Origin of the sequence: Flavobacterium lacustre (genome assembly GCF_027474525.2) — a bacterium.
Classification (GTDB): Bacteria; Bacteroidota; Bacteroidia; order Flavobacteriales; family Flavobacteriaceae; genus Flavobacterium; species Flavobacterium lacustre.
In genome coordinates this window covers 2,965,613-2,985,229 of sequence record NZ_CP114882.2, presented here as the reverse complement: position 1 = coordinate 2,985,229, position 19,617 = coordinate 2,965,613, and the positions used below count along the sequence as shown (strand labels likewise).

13 protein-coding genes are annotated in these 19,617 nt (G+C 33.2%); 5 read left to right on the top strand and 8 right to left on the bottom strand.

Annotation, left to right across the window (positions count from 1 at the left end):
- Positions 1-76: 76 nt before the first annotated feature.
- Both tilS and O6P34_RS12935 read left to right on the top strand, forming a co-directional pair.
- On the top strand, positions 77-1,387 hold the full coding sequence (gene tilS, locus O6P34_RS12940) for a tRNA lysidine(34) synthetase TilS (RefSeq protein ID WP_269684930.1): 1,311 nt from the start codon (positions 77-79) through the stop codon (positions 1,385-1,387).
- Positions 1,387-3,408 (top strand): protein-disulfide reductase DsbD family protein, encoded by a 2,022-nt coding sequence (locus O6P34_RS12935; protein ID WP_269684929.1) that lies wholly within the window; start codon positions 1,387-1,389, stop codon positions 3,406-3,408. The genes tilS and O6P34_RS12935 overlap by 1 nt, the downstream gene beginning before the upstream one ends.
- Before the next feature lie 343 nt (positions 3,409-3,751).
- Here O6P34_RS12935 and O6P34_RS12930 read toward each other — a convergent pair whose 3' ends face one another.
- Positions 3,752-5,077: an ammonium transporter gene (locus tag O6P34_RS12930; RefSeq protein WP_269684928.1), complete on the bottom strand. Its 1,326-nt coding sequence runs from the start codon at positions 5,075-5,077 to the stop codon at positions 3,752-3,754.
- Between the two features lie 322 nt (positions 5,078-5,399).
- Entirely contained in the window at positions 5,400-5,777 is a 378-nt protein-coding gene (locus tag O6P34_RS12925; protein WP_269684927.1) for a PH domain-containing protein, read from the bottom strand.
- 273 nt (positions 5,778-6,050) lie between these two features.
- Between O6P34_RS12925 and O6P34_RS12920 the strand changes: the two genes are divergently transcribed.
- The 3 genes from O6P34_RS12920 (at position 6,051) to O6P34_RS12910 (ending at position 9,517) form a co-directional block, all read left to right on the top strand.
- Positions 6,051-7,034 (top strand): Gfo/Idh/MocA family protein, encoded by a 984-nt coding sequence (locus tag O6P34_RS12920; RefSeq protein WP_269684926.1) that lies wholly within the window; start codon positions 6,051-6,053, stop codon positions 7,032-7,034.
- A gap of 70 nt (positions 7,035-7,104) precedes the next feature.
- A complete protein-coding gene (locus O6P34_RS12915) occupies positions 7,105-8,640 on the top strand; it encodes a YifB family Mg chelatase-like AAA ATPase (RefSeq protein WP_269684925.1) in 1,536 nt (511 codons plus the stop codon).
- A 178-nt stretch (positions 8,641-8,818) separates the two neighbouring features.
- Positions 8,819-9,517 carry a pseudouridine synthase gene (locus tag O6P34_RS12910; protein ID WP_269684924.1) on the top strand — a complete coding sequence of 233 codons (699 nt, stop codon included), beginning with the start codon at positions 8,819-8,821 and terminating at the stop codon, positions 9,515-9,517.
- 749 nt (positions 9,518-10,266) lie between these two features.
- On the opposite strand, the gene O6P34_RS12905 is transcribed toward O6P34_RS12910, so the two are convergent.
- The 6 genes from O6P34_RS12905 to O6P34_RS12880 form a co-directional block, all read right to left on the bottom strand.
- Positions 10,267-11,556: a DEAD/DEAH box helicase gene (locus O6P34_RS12905; protein ID WP_269684922.1), complete on the bottom strand. Its 1,290-nt coding sequence runs from the start codon at positions 11,554-11,556 to the stop codon at positions 10,267-10,269.
- A gap of 227 nt (positions 11,557-11,783) precedes the next feature.
- A complete protein-coding gene (locus tag O6P34_RS12900; RefSeq protein ID WP_269684921.1) occupies positions 11,784-15,452 on the bottom strand; it encodes a PAS domain S-box protein in 3,669 nt (1,222 codons plus the stop codon).
- A 496-nt stretch (positions 15,453-15,948) separates the two neighbouring features.
- Positions 15,949-16,737 carry a hypothetical protein gene (locus tag O6P34_RS12895; protein ID WP_269684920.1) on the bottom strand — a complete coding sequence of 263 codons (789 nt, stop codon included), beginning with the start codon at positions 16,735-16,737 and terminating at the stop codon, positions 15,949-15,951.
- A 38-nt stretch (positions 16,738-16,775) separates the two neighbouring features.
- Positions 16,776-17,513 (bottom strand): nitroreductase family protein, encoded by a 738-nt coding sequence (locus tag O6P34_RS12890; protein WP_269684919.1) that lies wholly within the window; start codon positions 17,511-17,513, stop codon positions 16,776-16,778.
- Positions 17,504-18,832: an aldehyde dehydrogenase gene (locus tag O6P34_RS12885; protein ID WP_269684918.1), complete on the bottom strand. Its 1,329-nt coding sequence runs from the start codon at positions 18,830-18,832 to the stop codon at positions 17,504-17,506. Before O6P34_RS12885 ends, O6P34_RS12890 begins: the two co-directional genes overlap by 10 nt.
- Before the next feature lie 71 nt (positions 18,833-18,903).
- Positions 18,904-19,599, bottom strand: a complete 696-nt coding sequence (locus O6P34_RS12880; RefSeq protein WP_269684917.1) for an RluA family pseudouridine synthase — start codon at positions 19,597-19,599, stop codon at positions 18,904-18,906.
- Between the last annotated feature and the right edge of the window lie 18 nt (positions 19,600-19,617).

The window sequence follows — 19,617 nt, the reverse complement described above, 5'->3', positions numbered from 1 at the left end:
TGTGTATTGTGTTAAAATACTGTTTAACTTTTACCTCCTAAATTCAATATTAAATTTTAATCTTTATTTTTGAAAAATGCTAGCGAAACTCCAAAAACACATTGCTCACGACTTTCCTTTTTTGGAACAAAAAAAACTATTTTTGGCCGTCAGTGGTGGCTTGGACAGCATGGTTTTAGTGCATTTGTTTCAACAATTGGATTTTGAAATTGCAATTTTGCACTGTAATTTTCAACTGCGCGGATTAGAAAGTTTTGGGGATCAGAATTTCATTCAAAGCTATGCGCAGGAAAATAACATCCCCATTTTTATAACGCAATTTGATACTACGGCTTTTGCCAAAGATTATAAACTTTCTACACAAGTTGCTGCCAGAGAATTGCGTTATAGCTGGTTTTACGAGCAATTAGAAGCTAAGAATTTCGATTATTTACTTACCGCACATCACGCGGATGATACTATAGAAACGTTTCTTATTAACTTGACACGAGGAACAGGATTAGAAGGTTTAACCGGAATTCCGAAGCAAAATGATAAAGTCATTCGGCCATTATTGTGTTTTACGCGTGAGGAAATTGAGCATTATGCCAAAGAAAATAAAATAGAATGGCGGGAAGACAGCAGTAATGCTTCGGATAAATATTTGCGCAATAAAATTCGACATCATCTAATTCCGATTTTGAAAGAATTGAATCCTAATTTTATGGACTCTTTTCAGAACACTCAAAACTATTTGCAGGATGCGCAAATGTTGGTTGAAGATGCTTCCATTATGGTGTATCAGCAAGTGGCAAAGCAGGAGGAAGAGGCTATTTTTTTTGATTTAAATCAGTTAAAAAAATTACCGAATTATAAATCGTATTTGTATCAATGGCTGAATGAATTTGGCTTTACGGCTTGGGACGATATTTATGATTTAGTTGACAGTCAGTCTGGTAAACAAGTTTTTTCGGCTGAATTTAGATTGTTGAAAGATCGTGATTTTTTAATCTTAAGTCCGTTACATACCATTGACGAAGAAACAGAATATATCATTGACAGTCTTCAAAATCAAATTAATATTCCCTTAAATCTTTCGTTTTCTAAAGTAACAGACATTAGCATAGGTTCAAATACAACTATCTTTGTCGACGAAGATGCATTGCAATTTCCATTAGTTTTACGGCATTGGAAAGAAGGAGATAGTTTTCAACCTTTTGGAATGAATGGAAAATCGAAGAAAGTGAGTAAACTTTTTAAAGACGAGAAATTATCTTTGATTGATAAAGAAAATGTTTGGTTACTTTGTTCTGGAACTGAAATTGTTTGGATCATAGGGATGCGGCAAGATGACCGTTTTAGAATTACAAATACAACAAAAAAACTGCTTAAAATACAACTTGAATAATGAAGAAAATTGTTTTTTTACTACTTGTTTTTTTGGCTTTTGCCAAAGGAAATGCTCAGATTTTAGATCCTGTAAAATGGACTACCAAAATTGAAAAAAAATCAGGGAATACCTATTTGCTTACGTTTAACGGAACAATAGAAAACGAATGGCATATGTATTCTCAATTTACACCAGATGGCGGACCATTGCCAATGGAAGTGATTTTTAAGAATCAAAAAGGAAATTTTACCTTAGTTGGTAAAGCCAAAGAAAGTAAAACGAGAACTGCTTTTAATGATATTTTTGGTGTAAATGAAACTTTTTTTGAGAAAAAAGCTCAGATTACACAAGAGATAACGGTGACTAATTTGAAGATTACAAAAATTGAAGTCGATTTAAATTATCAGGTTTGTAAAGATGCTTGTATTAATTTAGAGAAGAAATTTACATTTGATATTCCTTCAGTAGTTGTTTCGGTTTCAAGTGTTGAATCAGTAGTTACGATGCCAACCGATTCTTTGAAAGCGGATACAATTGTTTCACCCGAAGTGGTTAAAGCGGAGCCGGTAGTTGCGTCTTTAGAAACAGAAAAATCGGATTCTAAACCCGCTTCACAAAGAGGTTTGTGGTCAATTTTCTTTATCGCTTTTTTATCAGGATTTGCTGCTTTATTAACGCCTTGTGTTTTTCCTATGATTCCTATGACGGTCAGTTTTTTTACCAAACAAAGTAAAAATAAAGCTGCTGGAATTCGGAATGCTATCATTTATGGGATTTCAATTATATTGATATATGTTCTTTTAGGATTTTTAGTAACCTGGATTTTTGGTGCCGATGCGTTGAATGCATTGTCGACAAATGTTTGGTTTAATGTGATATTTTTTGTTTTATTAGTTGTTTTTGCCACCTCATTTCTGGGGGCTTTTGAAATTATGTTACCCAATTCTTGGGCTAATAAAGTTGATAATCAAGCAGACAGAGGCGGAATAATTGGTATTTTATTTATGGCTTTGGCCTTGGCGATTGTTTCGTTTTCTTGTACAGGTCCAATAGTTGGAACACTTTTGGTAGAAGCTGCTTCAAAAGGTGGGATTGCTCCAATTATAGGAATGCTTGGTTTTTCATTAGCATTAGCCTTACCGTTTATGCTTTTTGCTTTGTTTCCAGGTTGGTTGAATTCTTTGCCAAAATCGGGTGGATGGTTGAATACGGTAAAAGTAGTTTTAGGATTTTTGGAATTAGCTTTGGCTTTCAAATTTTTATCAAATGCTGATTTGGTGTTGCAATTGCATTTGTTGGAAAGAGAAGTATTCTTAGCGATTTGGATTGCTATTTTTGGTGCTTTAGCCTTTTATTTATTTGGAAAAATTACTTTACCACATGATAGTCCGCTACCTCATATTTCGGTTGGCAGATTGTTATTAGGATTATTAGTGATGTCTTTTACGGTATATATGATTCCTGGACTTTGGGGAGCGCCATTAAAATTAATCAACGCTTTTCCGCCACCAATGGAATATGGTGAAAGTCCTTTTGGAGTTGGAGGTTCGGGTGGTTCAAATTCGATTGCAGTTTTCCCATCGGGAGCTAAAAGTGGTCCGCACGGGATTGTGGTTTTTGATGATTATGAAAAAGGATTGGCTTATGCCAAAAGTGTTAATAAACCAATAATGCTTGATTTTACTGGATTTGCATGTGTAAATTGTAGAAAAATGGAGAATAATGTTTGGTCGGACAATCGTGTTTTATCGCTGTTGAAAAACGAAATCGTTTTGATATCATTGTATGTTGATGATAAACGGGACTTGCCAAAAAACGAACAATTCACTTCGAAAACAACCGGTTCTGTAATTGAAACGATAGGCGATAAGTGGACAGATTTTATGATTTCTAAATATAAAACCAATACGCAACCTTTGTATGTTCTTACTGATTTAGAAGGAAATAGTCTTAATACAGCTAAACCAACCATAAGTTATGTTTCTGTTGAAGAATACGAAAGTTGGTTGAAAATTGGAATTTCAAAATTTAAAAAATAGCTTTTGCTAATATTTAAGTTTGATTTGAAATAAGATTTAATTTAATGATTTTCAATTCGTACTGCTATCAAATCTCAATCTAATACAGATTGGGATTTTTTTTTGGGGAATGTTGTAGGGTTTATTGGTTTTTTTGCGTGAGGGATAGCAGCAAACTACCGAAGTAGTGCGTATAGCCCGACAGCATTAGAGAAAGGGGCTTTTATTAAAACAATTTGAGCAGCCCCTTTTTCTAATGGTGGCACGCCCAAATGGAAAGTATGAGATAAAAAAAAAACACTCTAAAAACTAATTTTTAGAGTGTTTTAAATAATTGGTTATTTATTTGATATTGGTTTATTTATTATAAATATTCACCATGTTGAGAAATATCTAATCCTAATTCTTCTTTGTCTTCACTAACTCTTAATGGAGTGATTTTGTTAACAATAAAGAATAAAGCGTAAGAAGCACAGAATGCGAAGATAGAAACCAAAACAAGCGCTTTTAATTGGATTAAAAACAATGTAGCATCACCAAAAATTAAACCTTGATTGTCTCCTACAATTGAATTTACAGATTTTGAAGCAAATACACCTGTTAAAAGCATACCAACCATACCACCTACACCGTGACAAGCAAATACATCTAAAGCATCATCAATTTTTCCTTTAGGAAATTTGCTTACTACAAGGTTACTTATAATACTTGCGATAATACCAATTGTCATTGCGTGAGGAATGCTTACGAAACCAGCAGCAGGAGTGATGGCAACTAAACCAACAACTGCACCGATACAAGCTCCCATTGCAGATAATTTGTGTCCTAAAATTTTATCAAGGAATACCCAAGCCATTGCAGCAGCAGCAGCAGCAACTGTAGTAGTTCCTAAAGCTTGTGCAGCAAGACCGCTAGCACCTACAGCAGATCCTGCGTTGAAACCAAACCAACCAAACCATAATAAACCTGTACCTAATAATACGTAAGTAATACGAGCAGGATTTACTTTTTGAACTTTTCTTTTTCCTAAGAACATTGCTCCTGCAAGAGCAGCCCAACCAGCACTCATGTGTACTACAGTACCACCAGCGAAGTCTAATACTCCCATTTTAAAGAACATTCCATCAGGATGCCAAGTCATGTGACATAGTGGAGCGTATATCAATAATATAAATAAAACCATGAATAATAAGTAAGCCCAAAAACGAACGCGTTCTGCAAAAGCTCCAGTTATTAAAGCTGGTGTTATAATTGCAAATTTTGCTTGAAAAAACGCAAACAAGATAAAAGGAATAGTTGGAGCTAATTCCCAAGCTGTATTAGAGCCTACACCTTGAAAAAACATATTTGATGTTGGGTTACCAATAAAACCACCAATTGTTGGTCCAAAACATAATCCAAATCCAATTACAACCCAAAGAACAGTTACAATTACCATAGCCATGAAACTTTGTAACATGGTACTGATAACATTTTTCTTACCTACCATACCACCGTAAAAGAAACCAAGTCCCGGAGTCATTATTAATACAAGAGCTGAGGCAACGATCATCCAAGCCGTATCTCCAGTATCTAATTTTAAGGCAACAACATGTTCTCCTAAAGTTGTGGATTCAGTAAGAAAATAATTTGAAAAAAGGGATAATACCAAAATTGTGATCAATATCACACTTAAAATAATCTTTCGCATAGTTATTAGTTTTTAGTTTTAAATTTCGATAAAAATATAAAATCATTTCATACCCCCATTAAAAATCATAAATAAAAATTAATTTTTATCATATTTATATTTTACCCCCCGTAATTTTATGGGTATGTTGTAAATTATTGGGATATTTTATAAATTATTAATGCCTAATTATTGGTTTTAATTGATTTTAGAGGTAATTATTGAATGTATTTAAAAGAAATAATAGGCAGATTTATTAAAAATGAACATGTTTGTATTAAAAATAGAAAAGGAGATACATTTATTTAAAAATGTATCTCCTTTATTGTATAATTCTTTTAATTTATCCTAAAATATGCTGGCTTAAGATTTTATATACTTCATTTATATTATTACCTCCTTTTCCAAATTGCTTCACTATGGGAGCGGAATCATTGTTCAGCCAAATTTTTAATTCGGCATCTAAATCGAGTATTCCGGCGCTTTCTTTAGAAAATTTTTTGATATTGAAATATGGAATTGACATATAATCCACTTTGGTTCCTACCAATTGTTTTTCGACTAAGATTAATCTTTTATTGGTAAAGACAAACATGTCTTTGATGAGTTTATATGCTTTTTCGATTATTTCTCCATCTATAAGAATGGGTTGAAACTCTTTAGAAACATTTTCAATTGATACTTCTGATGCGTTGCCTAATATGGCGTTAAATAGTCCCATGGTTTTATTTTATATAATTTATGAGTTTCAAAAATAATTCAAATTAGCTGTTTTCAGTGCTAATGTTTTGCTAATTTAAGATTTAGGTTTGTCAATCCCTTTTTTTTAAGTCTATAATTAACATTTTACAGAATGGTTTTTCAAGGCTTGTTTTCTGTAAAAGTGCTATTGATGCACTATATTTGAATGTAAATCAGGGCTCTTTAAGTTTTGCATTCAAATTGCTTTTGTGTGCTGAAAATTATTGGTTAAAAAATTTATGATACTATAAAAATGAAAGAAAAAGTAAAGTGGGGTATTATTGGTTTGGGATCTATTGCGCATCAATTTGCAAAAGAGTTATTACTTGTTGAAGGAGCAGAAATAACCGCTGTGGCTTCAAGAAATTTAGATAAAGCGAAAGAATTTGCTCAACTATATCATTGCAAAAAAGCATATGGATCCTACGAAGAAATTATTGCAGATGCTGAAATTGACATTCTTTACATTGCGACTCCCCATGATTCTCATACAGCAATAACGATTAAAGCGTTACAAAACAATAAACATGTTCTGTGTGAAAAACCAATTGCTTTGCGTTATGCCGATGCGTTGCAAATGATTGAAGCATCAAAGGAAAACAACAAATTTTTAATGGAAGCTTTTTGGACCCGATTTAATCCGTCCGTCAGAGAAGCGCTTTTGAAAATTAAAAATGGAGAGATAGGAACGGTTAAATACGTTAATGCTGATTTTGCTTTTCATGTTGAAAATCTAAATGGTAATAGAATGACCGATTTAAAGTTAGGCGGCGGCTCTCTTTTAGACATTGGAGTATATCCTTTATTTCTAGCTTATTTAATTTTGGGTATTCCAAACGAAATTCTCGCAAAATCAAATTTTCATGAATCGGGTGCTGATTTGCAAACAGCCATGATTCTGAATTATAATCAAGCACAAGCCGTTTTACATTCCAGTTTTGTTTCTTCTTCAAATATGAAAGCAACAATAAGCGGTACCTCGGGCCGAATAATTTTGAATCCACTTTGGTATCAAGCACAATCGTATTCATTAGTGACAAATAATGGAAAAGTGAAGTTTAAATTGCCAACAAAAGGCAAAGGATATACTTATGAAATAGAAGAATGCCACAGTTGTATCAAAGAAAATAAAATTGAAAGCACTCTTTGGTCCCATCAAAACAGTTTAGATCTTATCAAAATAGTAGATGAAGTGAGAACTCAAATAGGGTTAGTATTTCCATCAGATATAATATAAAATTAAAATTTAATAGGAGGATTACTATTATAATGTTGATTTTTGTTTACTTTTAGAGAAATCTAAAGATATGTTAGTTAAAGTTTTTGGAAGTGCTGTTTTTGGTGTCGAAGCCACAACTATTACTGTCGAAGTCAATATTGATAAAGGTATCGGGTATCACTTAGTTGGTTTACCAGACAATGCGATTAAAGAAAGCAGCTACCGAATTGCCGCTGCACTCAAAAATAATGGGTACGCCATGCCAGGCAAGAAAATCACTATCAATATGGCGCCTGCCGATTTGCGAAAAGAGGGTTCTGCCTATGATTTGACTTTAGCCATTGGAATTCTCGTGGCTTCCGCCCAAATAAAAGCAGATGAAATAGATAAATACATCATTATGGGAGAACTTTCACTTGATGGAAGTTTACAGCCTATTCGCGGTGCATTACCCATTGCCATAAAAGCCAAAGAAGAAGGGTTTAAAGGTTTTTTTCTTCCAAAGCAAAACGTAAAAGAAGCGGCTATCGTAGCCGGATTGAATGTTTATGGTGTAGATAATCTGCAAGAAGTAATTGATTTCCTTGAAGGCAAAGGAACTTTAGAACCTACAACTATAGATACCAGAGCAGAGTTTTATAAAACATTAGACTTTCCGGAGTTTGATTTTTCGGATGTAAAAGGGCAAGAAAGTATCAAGCGGTGCATGGAAATTGCAGCAGCCGGCGGACATAATATTATTCTTATTGGTCCACCTGGAGCCGGAAAAACTATGCTCGCTAAACGTTTGCCTAGTATTTTACCACCCATGACGTTGCGTGAAGCACTCGAAACCACCAAAATTCATAGTGTTGCCGGTAAACTAAAAGAAGTGGGTTTGATGAATCAACGACCGTTCAGGAGTCCACATCATACTATTTCGAACGTGGCGCTTGTCGGGGGAGGGAGTTATCCACAGCCGGGTGAAATTTCTATGGCGCACAACGGCGTTTTATTTCTGGATGAGTTACCGGAATTTAAACGTGATGTTCTGGAAGTAATGCGTCAGCCATTAGAAGATAGAGAAGTAACTATTTCGAGAGCCAAGTTTACGGTTACTTATCCGTCTTCGTTTATGCTGGTGGCGAGTATGAATCCGAGTCCAAGTGGATTTTTTAATGATCCAGATTCTCCACAAACGTCTTCGCCACACGAAATGCAACGGTATTTGAGCAAAATTTCGGGACCTTTATTAGACAGAATTGATATTCATATTGAAGTAACTCCAGTTCCTTTTGAGAAACTTTCCGATGATAGAAAAGCAGAAAGTAGTGTTGATATTCGCAAAAGAGTGACATCTGCACGTGAAATTCAAACTAACCGTTTTGAACAAATGGAAAATATCCATTACAATGCCCAAATGAATACCAAACACATTCGCGAATATTGTGCGCTCGATGATGTTTCGAAACAATTATTGAAAACTGCCATGGAACGCTTGAATTTGTCTGCTCGTGCTTATGACCGGATTTTGAAAGTAGCTCGAACCATAGCCGATTTAGATGCTGCTCCAAATGTTATTTCCTCTCATATTGCCGAAGCGATTCAGTATAGAAGTTTGGACAGAGATGGATGGTTGGGGTAGTTTCAGGTTATATGCTCTGCAAAGTCGGAAACTATGAGGAGCAGTGATACAATTTTAATAACAGTTTTATCATTCGTAATCTTCTATTTTGTTTTTCGAGCTAAAATGAAAAAAGAAAGTATAGAAATAAATACGTCAAAAAAGAGATTTCGAGAGGAATCTCTTTTATTTTTGCTAAATGTTAGAAATTCTGTACCAAGACGAATATATTATTGCAATTAATAAACCAAGTGGATTGTTAGTCCACAAATCATTTTATGCGCGCGATGCAAAAGTTTATGCGATTCAAGAATTGAGAAATCAAATAGGAGGACAACACGTTTATCCTATTCATCGGTTAGATCGCAAAACATCTGGTGTCTTGTTATTTGCACTGGACAAGGATGTTTTAAAAATTATGAATGATCGTTTTGCCACACGCGAAGTCGAAAAAAAGTATTTAGCCATTTTACGTGGTTGGTCACCCGAAGAACTAACGATTGATTATGATTTAACCAATGATGATGACGTCATCCAGAATGCAATAACCTACTTTCATCGATTGCAAACTACCGAAATTGAGTTAGAATTTAACAATAAACCAACGTCCCGATATTGTTTGGTAGAAGCGATTCCTGAAACGGGACGGATGCATCAATTACGAAAACATTTCAAACATATTTTTCATCCCATTTTAGGAAGTCGGCCACATGGTTGTAACAAACAAAATAAATTATGGTTGGAGCATTTTGAACTGAAAGGAATGATGCTTCATGCACATCAGTTATTTTTTAATCATCCCATAACTAATGAACCACTTATCTTGAATGCAAAGATTAATGAAGAGTTTAGCAGAGTAGGTACTATTCTTAATCTAGATTTGAATCTGTATGAATAGCATACTAATTTGTAAAGTAAGGCTTAACATTATTGTTATATTTGGAAACAACAGTTTTCAATATAAAGAGGAGTTTGGTTTCAGATTATATGCTCTGCAAAGTCTCCGACTTTGAGGTAATGATTTTCTGTTTTCAACCGATTTTATTTTGGATTGTTTAATGTATAGGTCAGTCAGAGTCTGACGAACACATCCTCAAAGTCGGAGACTTTGCGTAGCAGTATCGTAAAATTGTATAGGAGAATCGCAAATGTGCATGGCAATATCGCAAATGTGCATAGCAATATCCTAAATGCGCATAGGAGAATCATAAAATTGCATGGCAATATCGTGAATGTGCATGGCAATATCCTAAATGCGCATAGGAGAATCGTAAAATTGCATAGGAGAATCGTGAATGTGCATGGCAATATCCTAAATGCGCATAGGAGAATCGCAAAATGCATGAGAGAATCGTGAAATGCATAGGAGAATTCTACTTACTGATACAGAACTTTTTACCTATTGCTTATGCCATTTTATTTTAACAACCAAGCTCCGCAAAGTCAAAGACTTTGCGGAGCGTAGCGTATTTTTTATTAGATTTGATTGCAAAGGTTTTTAGAAAAAAAATCTTGAATTATAGCCCCGATAGAAATGAAAATCCTTGTGGAGGCTGGCGTTCAGCCCCCACAAGATTGTAGTGTATAGCGGGAAATACGTTCTAAAAAAACGAACTCTTTCTGCTCCTAAAAAAGAATAAAAATTAATTATCTATTAGAACGTCTGTCATTATTTTGACTCGGGCGTCTTGGACCAAAGCTGTTATTGCTGCTTCGGTTTGTAGAGTCTGTTTTTGGTTTTCGCGGAGTTGAATCGCGTTGCTGTCTTCCTTGTCCTTGTTTGATTGGCTCTTTTGATGCGTTAGGGTCGGGTTCGAAACCTTTGATGTTCTCTTTAGGTAATTTCAATCCTACCAATTTTTCGATATCACGTAGAAAAACAGTTTCGTCTGGACTAAATAGCGAAATGGCTTCTCCGCTTGCTCCGGCACGTCCGGTTCTACCAATGCGGTGTACATAATCTTCGGGAATATTGGGCAATTCAAAATTGATCACGTGTGGCAATAATGGAATATCCAAACCTCTAGCAGCAATATCTGTGGCAACCAAAGCGGTCAGGCTTCCGTCTTTAAAACCGGCCAAAGCTTTAGTTCTTGCACCTTGCCCTTTGTTTCCATGAATGGCTGCTGCTTTAATACCAGCGCTAATCATGCTTTCAGTCAATTTGTTGGCTCCTTGTTTGGTACGGGTAAAAACCAAAATCTGTTTCCAGTTGCCATCCGTAATCAGTTTGATGATTAGTTCTGTTTTTTTCTCTTTGGCACAAGGATATATTTTTTGAATAATGGCATCAACAGTTGTGTTTTCGGGTGTTGCTTCCACTTGAACCGGGTTATGCAAAATTCCCATTGCCAATTTCTTGATGTCTTTTGAAAAGGTTGCCGAAAATAGTAAGTTTTGCCTTTTGGATGGCAATACTTTCATGATGCGTTCGATATCTCGTAAAAATCCCATATCCAACATACGGTCAGCTTCATCTAAAACCAGAATCTCCACTTTGGACAGTGATACCAAACCTTGATTTTGTAAATCGATCAATCGACCGGGAGTTGCGACCAAAATATCAACACCTTGACGCAATTGGCTAACTTGTGGATTTTGGTTTACACCACCAAAAATAACGGCAGAGCGTAAATCAACAAACTCACTGTATTCTTTTATATTGGCTAAAATTTGTGCAGCCAATTCTCGTGTTGGGGTCAATATTAAGGCACGAATGGGTCTGTGGCTTAAGTGTTTTCCTTGTGATAATATTTGTAATATGGGTAGGGTAAAACCTGCTGTTTTTCCTGTTCCTGTTTGTGCAGATGCTAAAACATCTTTGCCTTCTAAGATGGGTGGAATTGCTTTTTGTTGAATTGGAGAAGGGGTTGTGTATCCTTTTTTGCTGATGGCTTTTAATAAAGCATCCGATAGGCCTAATGATTTAAATGACATAAATAGTGTTTATGAAGCAAACACAATTGTTTAGTTTACTTCTTTAATTTGGCGCGAAGGTACTGCTAATTTTTTTCGATGTGCTTCTTATTACTTGTCTTTGTTTAAATAAAAGATAGTATGTTGATTTAATCCATTATAATTGAATCGTTATTATTATGGTAATATAACTCTTTATAGTTTCTGTTTAAAAGTTATATTAATAAAACAGTGTAAGTTTTATCAATCTATTCCGTCCACTTTAAAATGGTTTCTTCAATAATTCCTTTAAGAATAGGTTTTGAAATATAATCATTCATTCCAGCTTCGAGACATTTAAATTTTTCTTCTTTTTCCGTGCCTGCAGTAATGGCAATTATCGGAATTTCTTGTCCGGATTTTAATTTTCGGATTGCTCTGGTAGCTTCATAACCATTCATTATAGGCATTTGAATATCCATAAAGATAATGTCCGGTTGTATGGTTTCAAATTGGTCTACAGCATTCTTGCCATTTACAACTTCATAAATGATTACATCTTTAAATAAATTTTTCAGAATTGTTTTGAGCAACAGCATATTTATTGTGTTGTCTTCAACAATCATTATTTTTAATTTTCTATATTTTTCATTTGTCTCAAAGATTAGGTTGATATGATTATCATCAACAGGTATTATTTCTATGGATTCTTCGGCAATTGAATTACTGGTTTTTAAAATTAAATCAAAATAAAAAACACTTCCTTTATTTATGGAACTTTCAAGTTGTAGGTGACTGTTCATTAATCCCAATAATTGATTGGATATTGTAAGTCCTAAACCTGTACCTCCAAATTTTCTGGTGGTTGAACTGTCTTCTTGAGAAAAAGCCTGAAAAATTTTGGCCTTATTTTTTTCTAATATTCCAATACCGGAATCGATTACCGAGAAACGAATTTTGCTCGTGTTTTCATCTATTATATCCAATACGTTGACGTCTAATTTTATTGTTCCTTTTTCGGTAAATTTTACGGCATTAGACAAGAGGTTAATTAGAATTTGTTTTAAACGAACGATGTCAATCCAACAGTATTTGGGAACATCGGAGGCAATGTTTAATTCTAAATTCAATTTTTTCAGTGTCGATTCATAAAATATTAAGTCCATAATTTGACTCAATATTTCATTTATTTCAAGGCTTTCTATGAATAAGTCTAATTTTCCGGCTTCAATTTTAGAGAAGTCAAGAATATCGTTGATAATATTCAATAATGAATTAGCAGATTGATTAATGGTAATCATGTATTTCTCTTGAGTTTTCTCGAGATTTGTTTTCATTAATAAATCAGTAAACCCAATAATACCGTTGAGTGGCGTTCTGATTTCATGACTCATATTTGCCAGAAATTCAGATTTTGCTTTATTTGCCGCTTCGGCTAATTCTTTTGCTTTTACGAAGGTTTCTGCTTGTTTTCTTTCGGTGATATCAATGAAGATCCCTTCAATAAACATAATTTCTCCGTCTTTATAAATGGTTTCTCCAAATTCTTCAACCCAAACAATATTTTTGTTTTTATGAATAATTCTATAGGTTTGACGTATTTGTTTCCCCTTTCTAATCGCTTCTTTTTCACCTAATAAAGTTTGCTCTTTATCATCGGGATGAATCAGGTCAATAAATGATATTTTGTTATTTAGAAAATCAGATTTTGGATATCCTGTTAGATTTTCTATTTCGTCATTGATATAAACTTTGGTGGCATATTTATCATATTTAGATAAGTAAACTGTTCCGGGAATATTATTAGCTAATAGTCGAAATTTCTCTTCACTTTCATAGATGGCTGTTTCATTAGTAATATGTTCTATTGATGAAGCAATATTTCTGGCTAAAGTTTGTAGAATATTGACTTCATCTTCTGACCATTTTCGTTCGTTTTGGGTATCATCGAATCCCAAAAAGCCCAGAAAATTATTTTTAATATATATTGGAAAAAGAATTAATGAGACAACTTCAACATTTGATAATTTATTTTTTAGAGATTCATTCTTAATTTTTCTAACTTTTTTGGTATATATTTTATTGTTGAGAAGTGGAGTTAATAATTCTTCAAAATAGTTATAAGGTAAATTTTGTAGCTGTTCATTATTTTCTGTTAGTGTATCATTGTTAATAATCCACCTGTATTTTTGGCTTATTGATTTTGTATTTTCATTATTTTCATAATAATAGGCTCGATGGGATTTCGTGGCTTTTCCCATTATAATCAGAACATCAGAAAAAATGTCATTGATATCATTACTGTTCAGAAATTTCTCAGTACAAATAGTCATTGCAGATAAGAGCTCACTTTTATATTGTAATTTTTTCTCTACTTCATGACGCTTTTGTAACGCTATTGCTAATGAGATTATGTCGGATATTGTTCTGGAAAAATTGATATCTTCATTATCCCAATTTCTTTTTACTAAAGTGGTTTCAAAGCATATAATTCCTTTAATTTCTCCATTAATAAAAATAGGAATGTCAAGTGATGATTTTATGTTGTTTTTCAAAAAGTAATTCTCTGTAAATTCTGACATTTCCCATTTATCAAAAACATCCACGGAACTAATTAATGTTTTACTTTTTATGGATTCAAAATAAATCGGGAATTTTTCTTTCGTTAAAACAATTTTTTCTCCATAATCATTGGTATTCAAGCGAAATAAATTTTTGCATACGATTCGACTATCTGTATATTTCCAATAGCTTACACGGTCTGAATGTGATGCTCTTGCAGCCGTTTCAATGATTAATTTTATTACAAAATCAATGTTTTCATGGTTGCTGAAATTTATGGTAGACAGTTTTTTTATGGCTGTATTGTATTCTTCAATTTTTGAATTTCTAATTTTATTTTCTTCATCAATATTTTTTAATTTGGTAATGTCTCTGGCAATACCCGAATATCCAATGATTTCGCCCAAATCATTTCGACGAATTATTACTTTTTGAGAAATCCATAACTCTCCACCGTCTTTTTTCAGTAATGGAAATTCTACAATTGGGAAATCAAATTCTTTTTCTTCTAAATTTTCGTAGAAACTCATCATATTACTGATGTAATCTGGCTTTATAAATTCTGAATAATTTCTACCAATAATTTCTTTTTCAGTATATCCTAAAATTTTGAAAGTAAACTTATTGATGAATGTAAAATTACCATCATGATCAACTTCAAAAATAATATCATTTGCATTTTCAATCAGGTTTTTATATTGATCTTTGATTTGTATTTGTTCTGTCACATCCTGACCAATGCCAATCACTAAATCTTCTGAATACTTTTTATCTTTCCATTGAATGAATTTGTATTCCCCATTTTTACATTTTAATTTTCGGATGTATGCTCTGTTTTCTACAAAGTCATTGTGATAATCCGAGCCAACAAAATCAGGATCTTCCGTAAGTTCCCAAAATCCAAAACCTATTACTTCTTCGGGAGTATAACCCAATATGGCTGTTATTGTATCACTGCAAAAAGATATTTCTCCTTTTTTATTTCCTGCAATGGTGAGTGAATTTCCTTTGTTTACAATTTCATTGGCAAACCGAAATTTATCGTTTAAATTTAATAACGAGAGATGTCTTACGTAGTTTAATATTAGAATTATAAAGTAATAATTTAACAGAATAATAGCTTTTTTTGTAGGAACTAAATCGAAAGTAAAAATCGCAAGAATATATATAAAAAGGGCACCGGTTAAATACCAATATAACTTTACAGGTCTGAACACGGTATATGAAAAGAAAAAGAAAACGACAAATGCTATTGAAGGTATAACATCGTTTGTGAGAACAATTAAATTTCTTGTTACCAAAACATAATAAACAATGTAAATGCCAATAAAAATTGACTTAATGTTTTTATAAATGTAAGAGAATCTTTTACTCATTATGTATAAGAGCAGCAAAGATAGTCCTATAAAAACGTTCTGAAACAAGGCGCTTTTAGGTCTTACTTTAAAAATTTCAAAAATAATCTCTATGATAATCAGTATAATTCCTAAAAATAAAAGATACAATTGGTATTCTTTATTTACAGAGTTAATAGTAGTGTTGTTCTTTATAAACTCGCTTTTTAATTTAGATTTGATTCTAAAAAAATTATAGAATAATAAAAATACAGCACTAATTAAAGCAGGTATTAAAATCCATGATTTGGGATTAATAAACATTAATTGTGTGTAATTTATTAGCGTCAAAAAAGAAACCCTACAATTTATAATTGAGTTTGAAATGGAACATAATATGTGGGTATAGCAAAATGCCATATATTTTTTTTAAATTTAATTGTACACACTCAAGGAGCGAATTTTATAGATAAGAAATTTAGAAAAAAATATCCATAAAAAAACACTCTCAAATTTAATTTACAAATTTTAACTAAAATTACTCGATGTCTGAGCCGATTTCTTCTAATTCGGTTTTTGAATCTATTCCAACAATAGCGCAATAAACGGCATATTGGGTAGAATATATAAATGGAATAGTAAAGAATATTCCGATGCAACAACCAATAAGACCAACAAAAGAGCCGATATAAGCGACTAAAACTAATAAAATCAAGGTTACAGGTTGTTTTAGTACAATAGTGAAACTGGATTGAATAGCATCAATTGCTTTTAAGTTTCCAAAAATAATTAAGGGCAGAGTTAAAATAGTGAAAAAGGAGACTGCCATTGAAGTTAAAAAACCAAGTATTTGGATATTGGCAAGTTCAAGAAGTATAGAGAGTCCGGAACTAACTAAGGTAATTAAAATAGTTGCTGTAAACAGTTCTTTAAAATATGGCGCTTTGAAATATTCAAAAAAAGTAGAAACGTGAAACTCTTCGTCTTTTTCGGCGCTGTATGCCATTTTAAGAAAACCGGCATTAAATGGACTCAACAAAGCTGAAAAAAACACAGCAACAATCAAATAAAGGATAACATAAACTCCGGAAAGGTTTTCAAGTTTTAAATTTTCAATAAACTTTTCATTCAATACTGCCATTCCCATAACAGATACGGCTATTCCAGCGATAATAATACCCATCAATACTAAAAAAACGAATAAGGCTAATCCGGCATACAAAGCAATTTTTTTATAATTTTCGAAAGCATGATTGAAAACATCGCTAAAATCTAATTCATATCCATTATTCTTTATTTCTTCTATTCTTTTTTTTGTTGATTCCATTATTAAATTGGTTTGATTTTGGGGTTAGTTTTTAATTTTTATATTTTAAAATAGACTTCTTCAAATGGAACTCTAAAGCGTTCTCCATAAACGCCATTTACATCCCGAATTCCACATCCGATTATCATATTTATTTCACTGGAAAAAGGTAAATGTACTATTTTTTTCACTCTCAAGGAATCAAAACCTTCCATGGGGCATGTGTCATAATTTATTGCAGCCATGCTAATCATAAAGTTCTGAGCCGCCAGAGCTGCACTTTTATGAGCTACAATTCGCATATCACTGTTTCGGGCTTGTCTGTAAATGGGTTTAAATAAACCAATTATTTGAAAAGCAAAGTATTTGATTCTTCCTAAAATTCCGAAAAAATCCATGTAAAGGGACGGAACAATTTTCTGGTAATAGTTTAATGCAAACTTTTCTCTTTTGGTATATTCCTTAGCCGGTTTATCGCCGTGTTGATTTTTTAAATAGGCAATGTTTGATTGTACTCTTTTTTTCCATAAATCTTTTCGGGCAACCACAATAACAATTTGCTGCGCTGTTTTTGCTGCATTTTGGTCAAAACTTGCTCCAGCAATTTGTTGAATAATTTCAGGAGAAACGATATGATAAAATTCCCAAAGTTGCATGTTGCTGCTCGTTGGCGCGAGACTTGCTAACTGAATGCATTCTTTGACTTTTTGTTCCTCGATAGCTTCTTTGGTAAATACTCGAACAGAACGCCGGTATTTAATGGCTTCACTTACCGATTTTTCTTTGGTTACATCCATTTTAGTATTTTTTTAATTGATTTTAATTTATCATTATACGGGGCATATCGCAGCGGTATATCCAGCCAATTTGCTTTTTTTACAATACTCTTTTTATGAGAAAAAGTGTCAAAACTCAAACGTCCGTGATAAGCTCCGATACCACTGTGTCCTACACCGCCAAATGGCAATCTTTTATTAGAAAAATGTACTACAGTATCATTGATACAGCCTCCGCCAAAGGAATATTGCGTAATAATTTTTTCAGAAAATCGTTTATTTTCACTAAATACATACAGTGCTAAAGGTTTTTCGAATTTAGAAATAACAGTCTTAATATCTTCTTCTTTTTCATAGGAAAGAATGGGTAATAATGGACCAAAAATCTCTTCTTGCATTAGTAAACTTTCCATATCGTTTTCTTCAATGAGAGTAGGGGCGATGTAGTTGTTTTCGATATCGGTTTGTCCTCCAAAAATCACTTTTTCTTCCTCAATCAAATTGGCTAACCGTAACCAATTCTTAGTATTGATGATTCTTGCAAAATCAGGAGAAAGCGCCGGATTTTCTCCGTAGGCTTTAGTGATTTCGGTTTTCAAATACGCTATGAAATGACTTTTCATATCTTTTTGAATTAAGATATAATCAGGTGCAATACAGGTTTGTCCGGCATTTATGAATTTTCCCCAAACAATTCTTTTGGCTGCCAGTTTTAAATTGGCAGTTTCGTCAATGATACATGGGTTTTTACCGCCAAGTTCAAGGGTGACCGGAGTCAGGTTTTCGGCGGCAGCTTTGGCAATTATTTTCCCCACTGAGGGACTTCCTGTAAAAAAGATATAATCCCAACGTTCAGCAAGCAGTTTTTGTGAAACTTCAAGTCCGCCTTCAATACATTCTACATGATTGATATGAAAAATTTTTTCAATTATTTTACGGATTACTGCCGAAGTTTTTGGTGTAAGTTCAGAAGGTTTTACTACTACTTGATTCCCTGCGGCAACTGCTGCAATCATTGGACATAAAGCCAATTGAAAAGGGTAATTCCAAGGTGCAATAATTAATACTTTTCCATAAGGTTCTTTATAAATAAAATCGGTAGATGGAAAGTTGAGTATCGATGGAAATACTTTTTGGGGTTTTGCCCATTTTGACAAATTTTTGATGGTATCTTTTAGTTCTGTGATAACATAATTGGTTTCTGTTAAAACAGCTTCAAAGGCAGGTTTTTTGAAATCATCATGCAAAGCTTCAATAATTTCATCTTCATGAATAACTATTGCATTCAATAATTGTACTAAAGTTTCTTTTCTAAAACTCAAACTTGTTTTATAGTTCATACCTACACAAATTAGGAAGTGTACTGCAAGTTAAATTTTATAATTTACATATTGAATTTTTTTTCCAAAAATCAAATTGCATTCCAAATCACATCATTTGGTATTGGTGCAATGATGGTTAAGGATTCTTTAGAAACGGGATGTATAAAAGTTAGTTTTCTGGCGTGTAAATGAATTCCGCCATCAGGATTACTTCGGTCAAAACCATACTTCAAATCGCCTTTTATAGGAGAACCAATAGCCGAAAGTTGTGCTCTAATTTGGTGGTGACGACCGGTATGAAGATTGATTTCTAAAGCAAAATAGTTGTTGAGTTCCTTGATTATTTTATAATCTAAACTGGCTAGTTTGCTTTCGGGAACTTCTTTGAGATGTGCTTTTGAAGTATTGTTTTTTTCGTTTCTTTTTAAATAATGAACGAGTTTATCTTCGGATTTTTCGGGTTTGTTTTTTACAACTGCCCAGTACGTTTTCTGTGTTTCCCGATTGCTAAACAATTCATTCATTCTGGTTAGTGCTTTGCTTGTTCGGGCAAAAACAATAATTCCTGTTGTAGGTCGGTCTAAGCGATGTACAACTCCAAGGAAAACTTCTCCGGGTTTATTGTATTTGTCTTTAATATATTCCTTAACGACCTCTGATAGTGGTTTGTCTCCCGTTTTGTCTCCTTGTACGATATCGCCAACGCGCTTATTAATCACAATTAGGTGATTGTCTTCGTGAAGAATTTGGAGGTTATTTTTGTTAGAAATTATTTTATTGGACAAAAGTAAAGCGGTTTTATT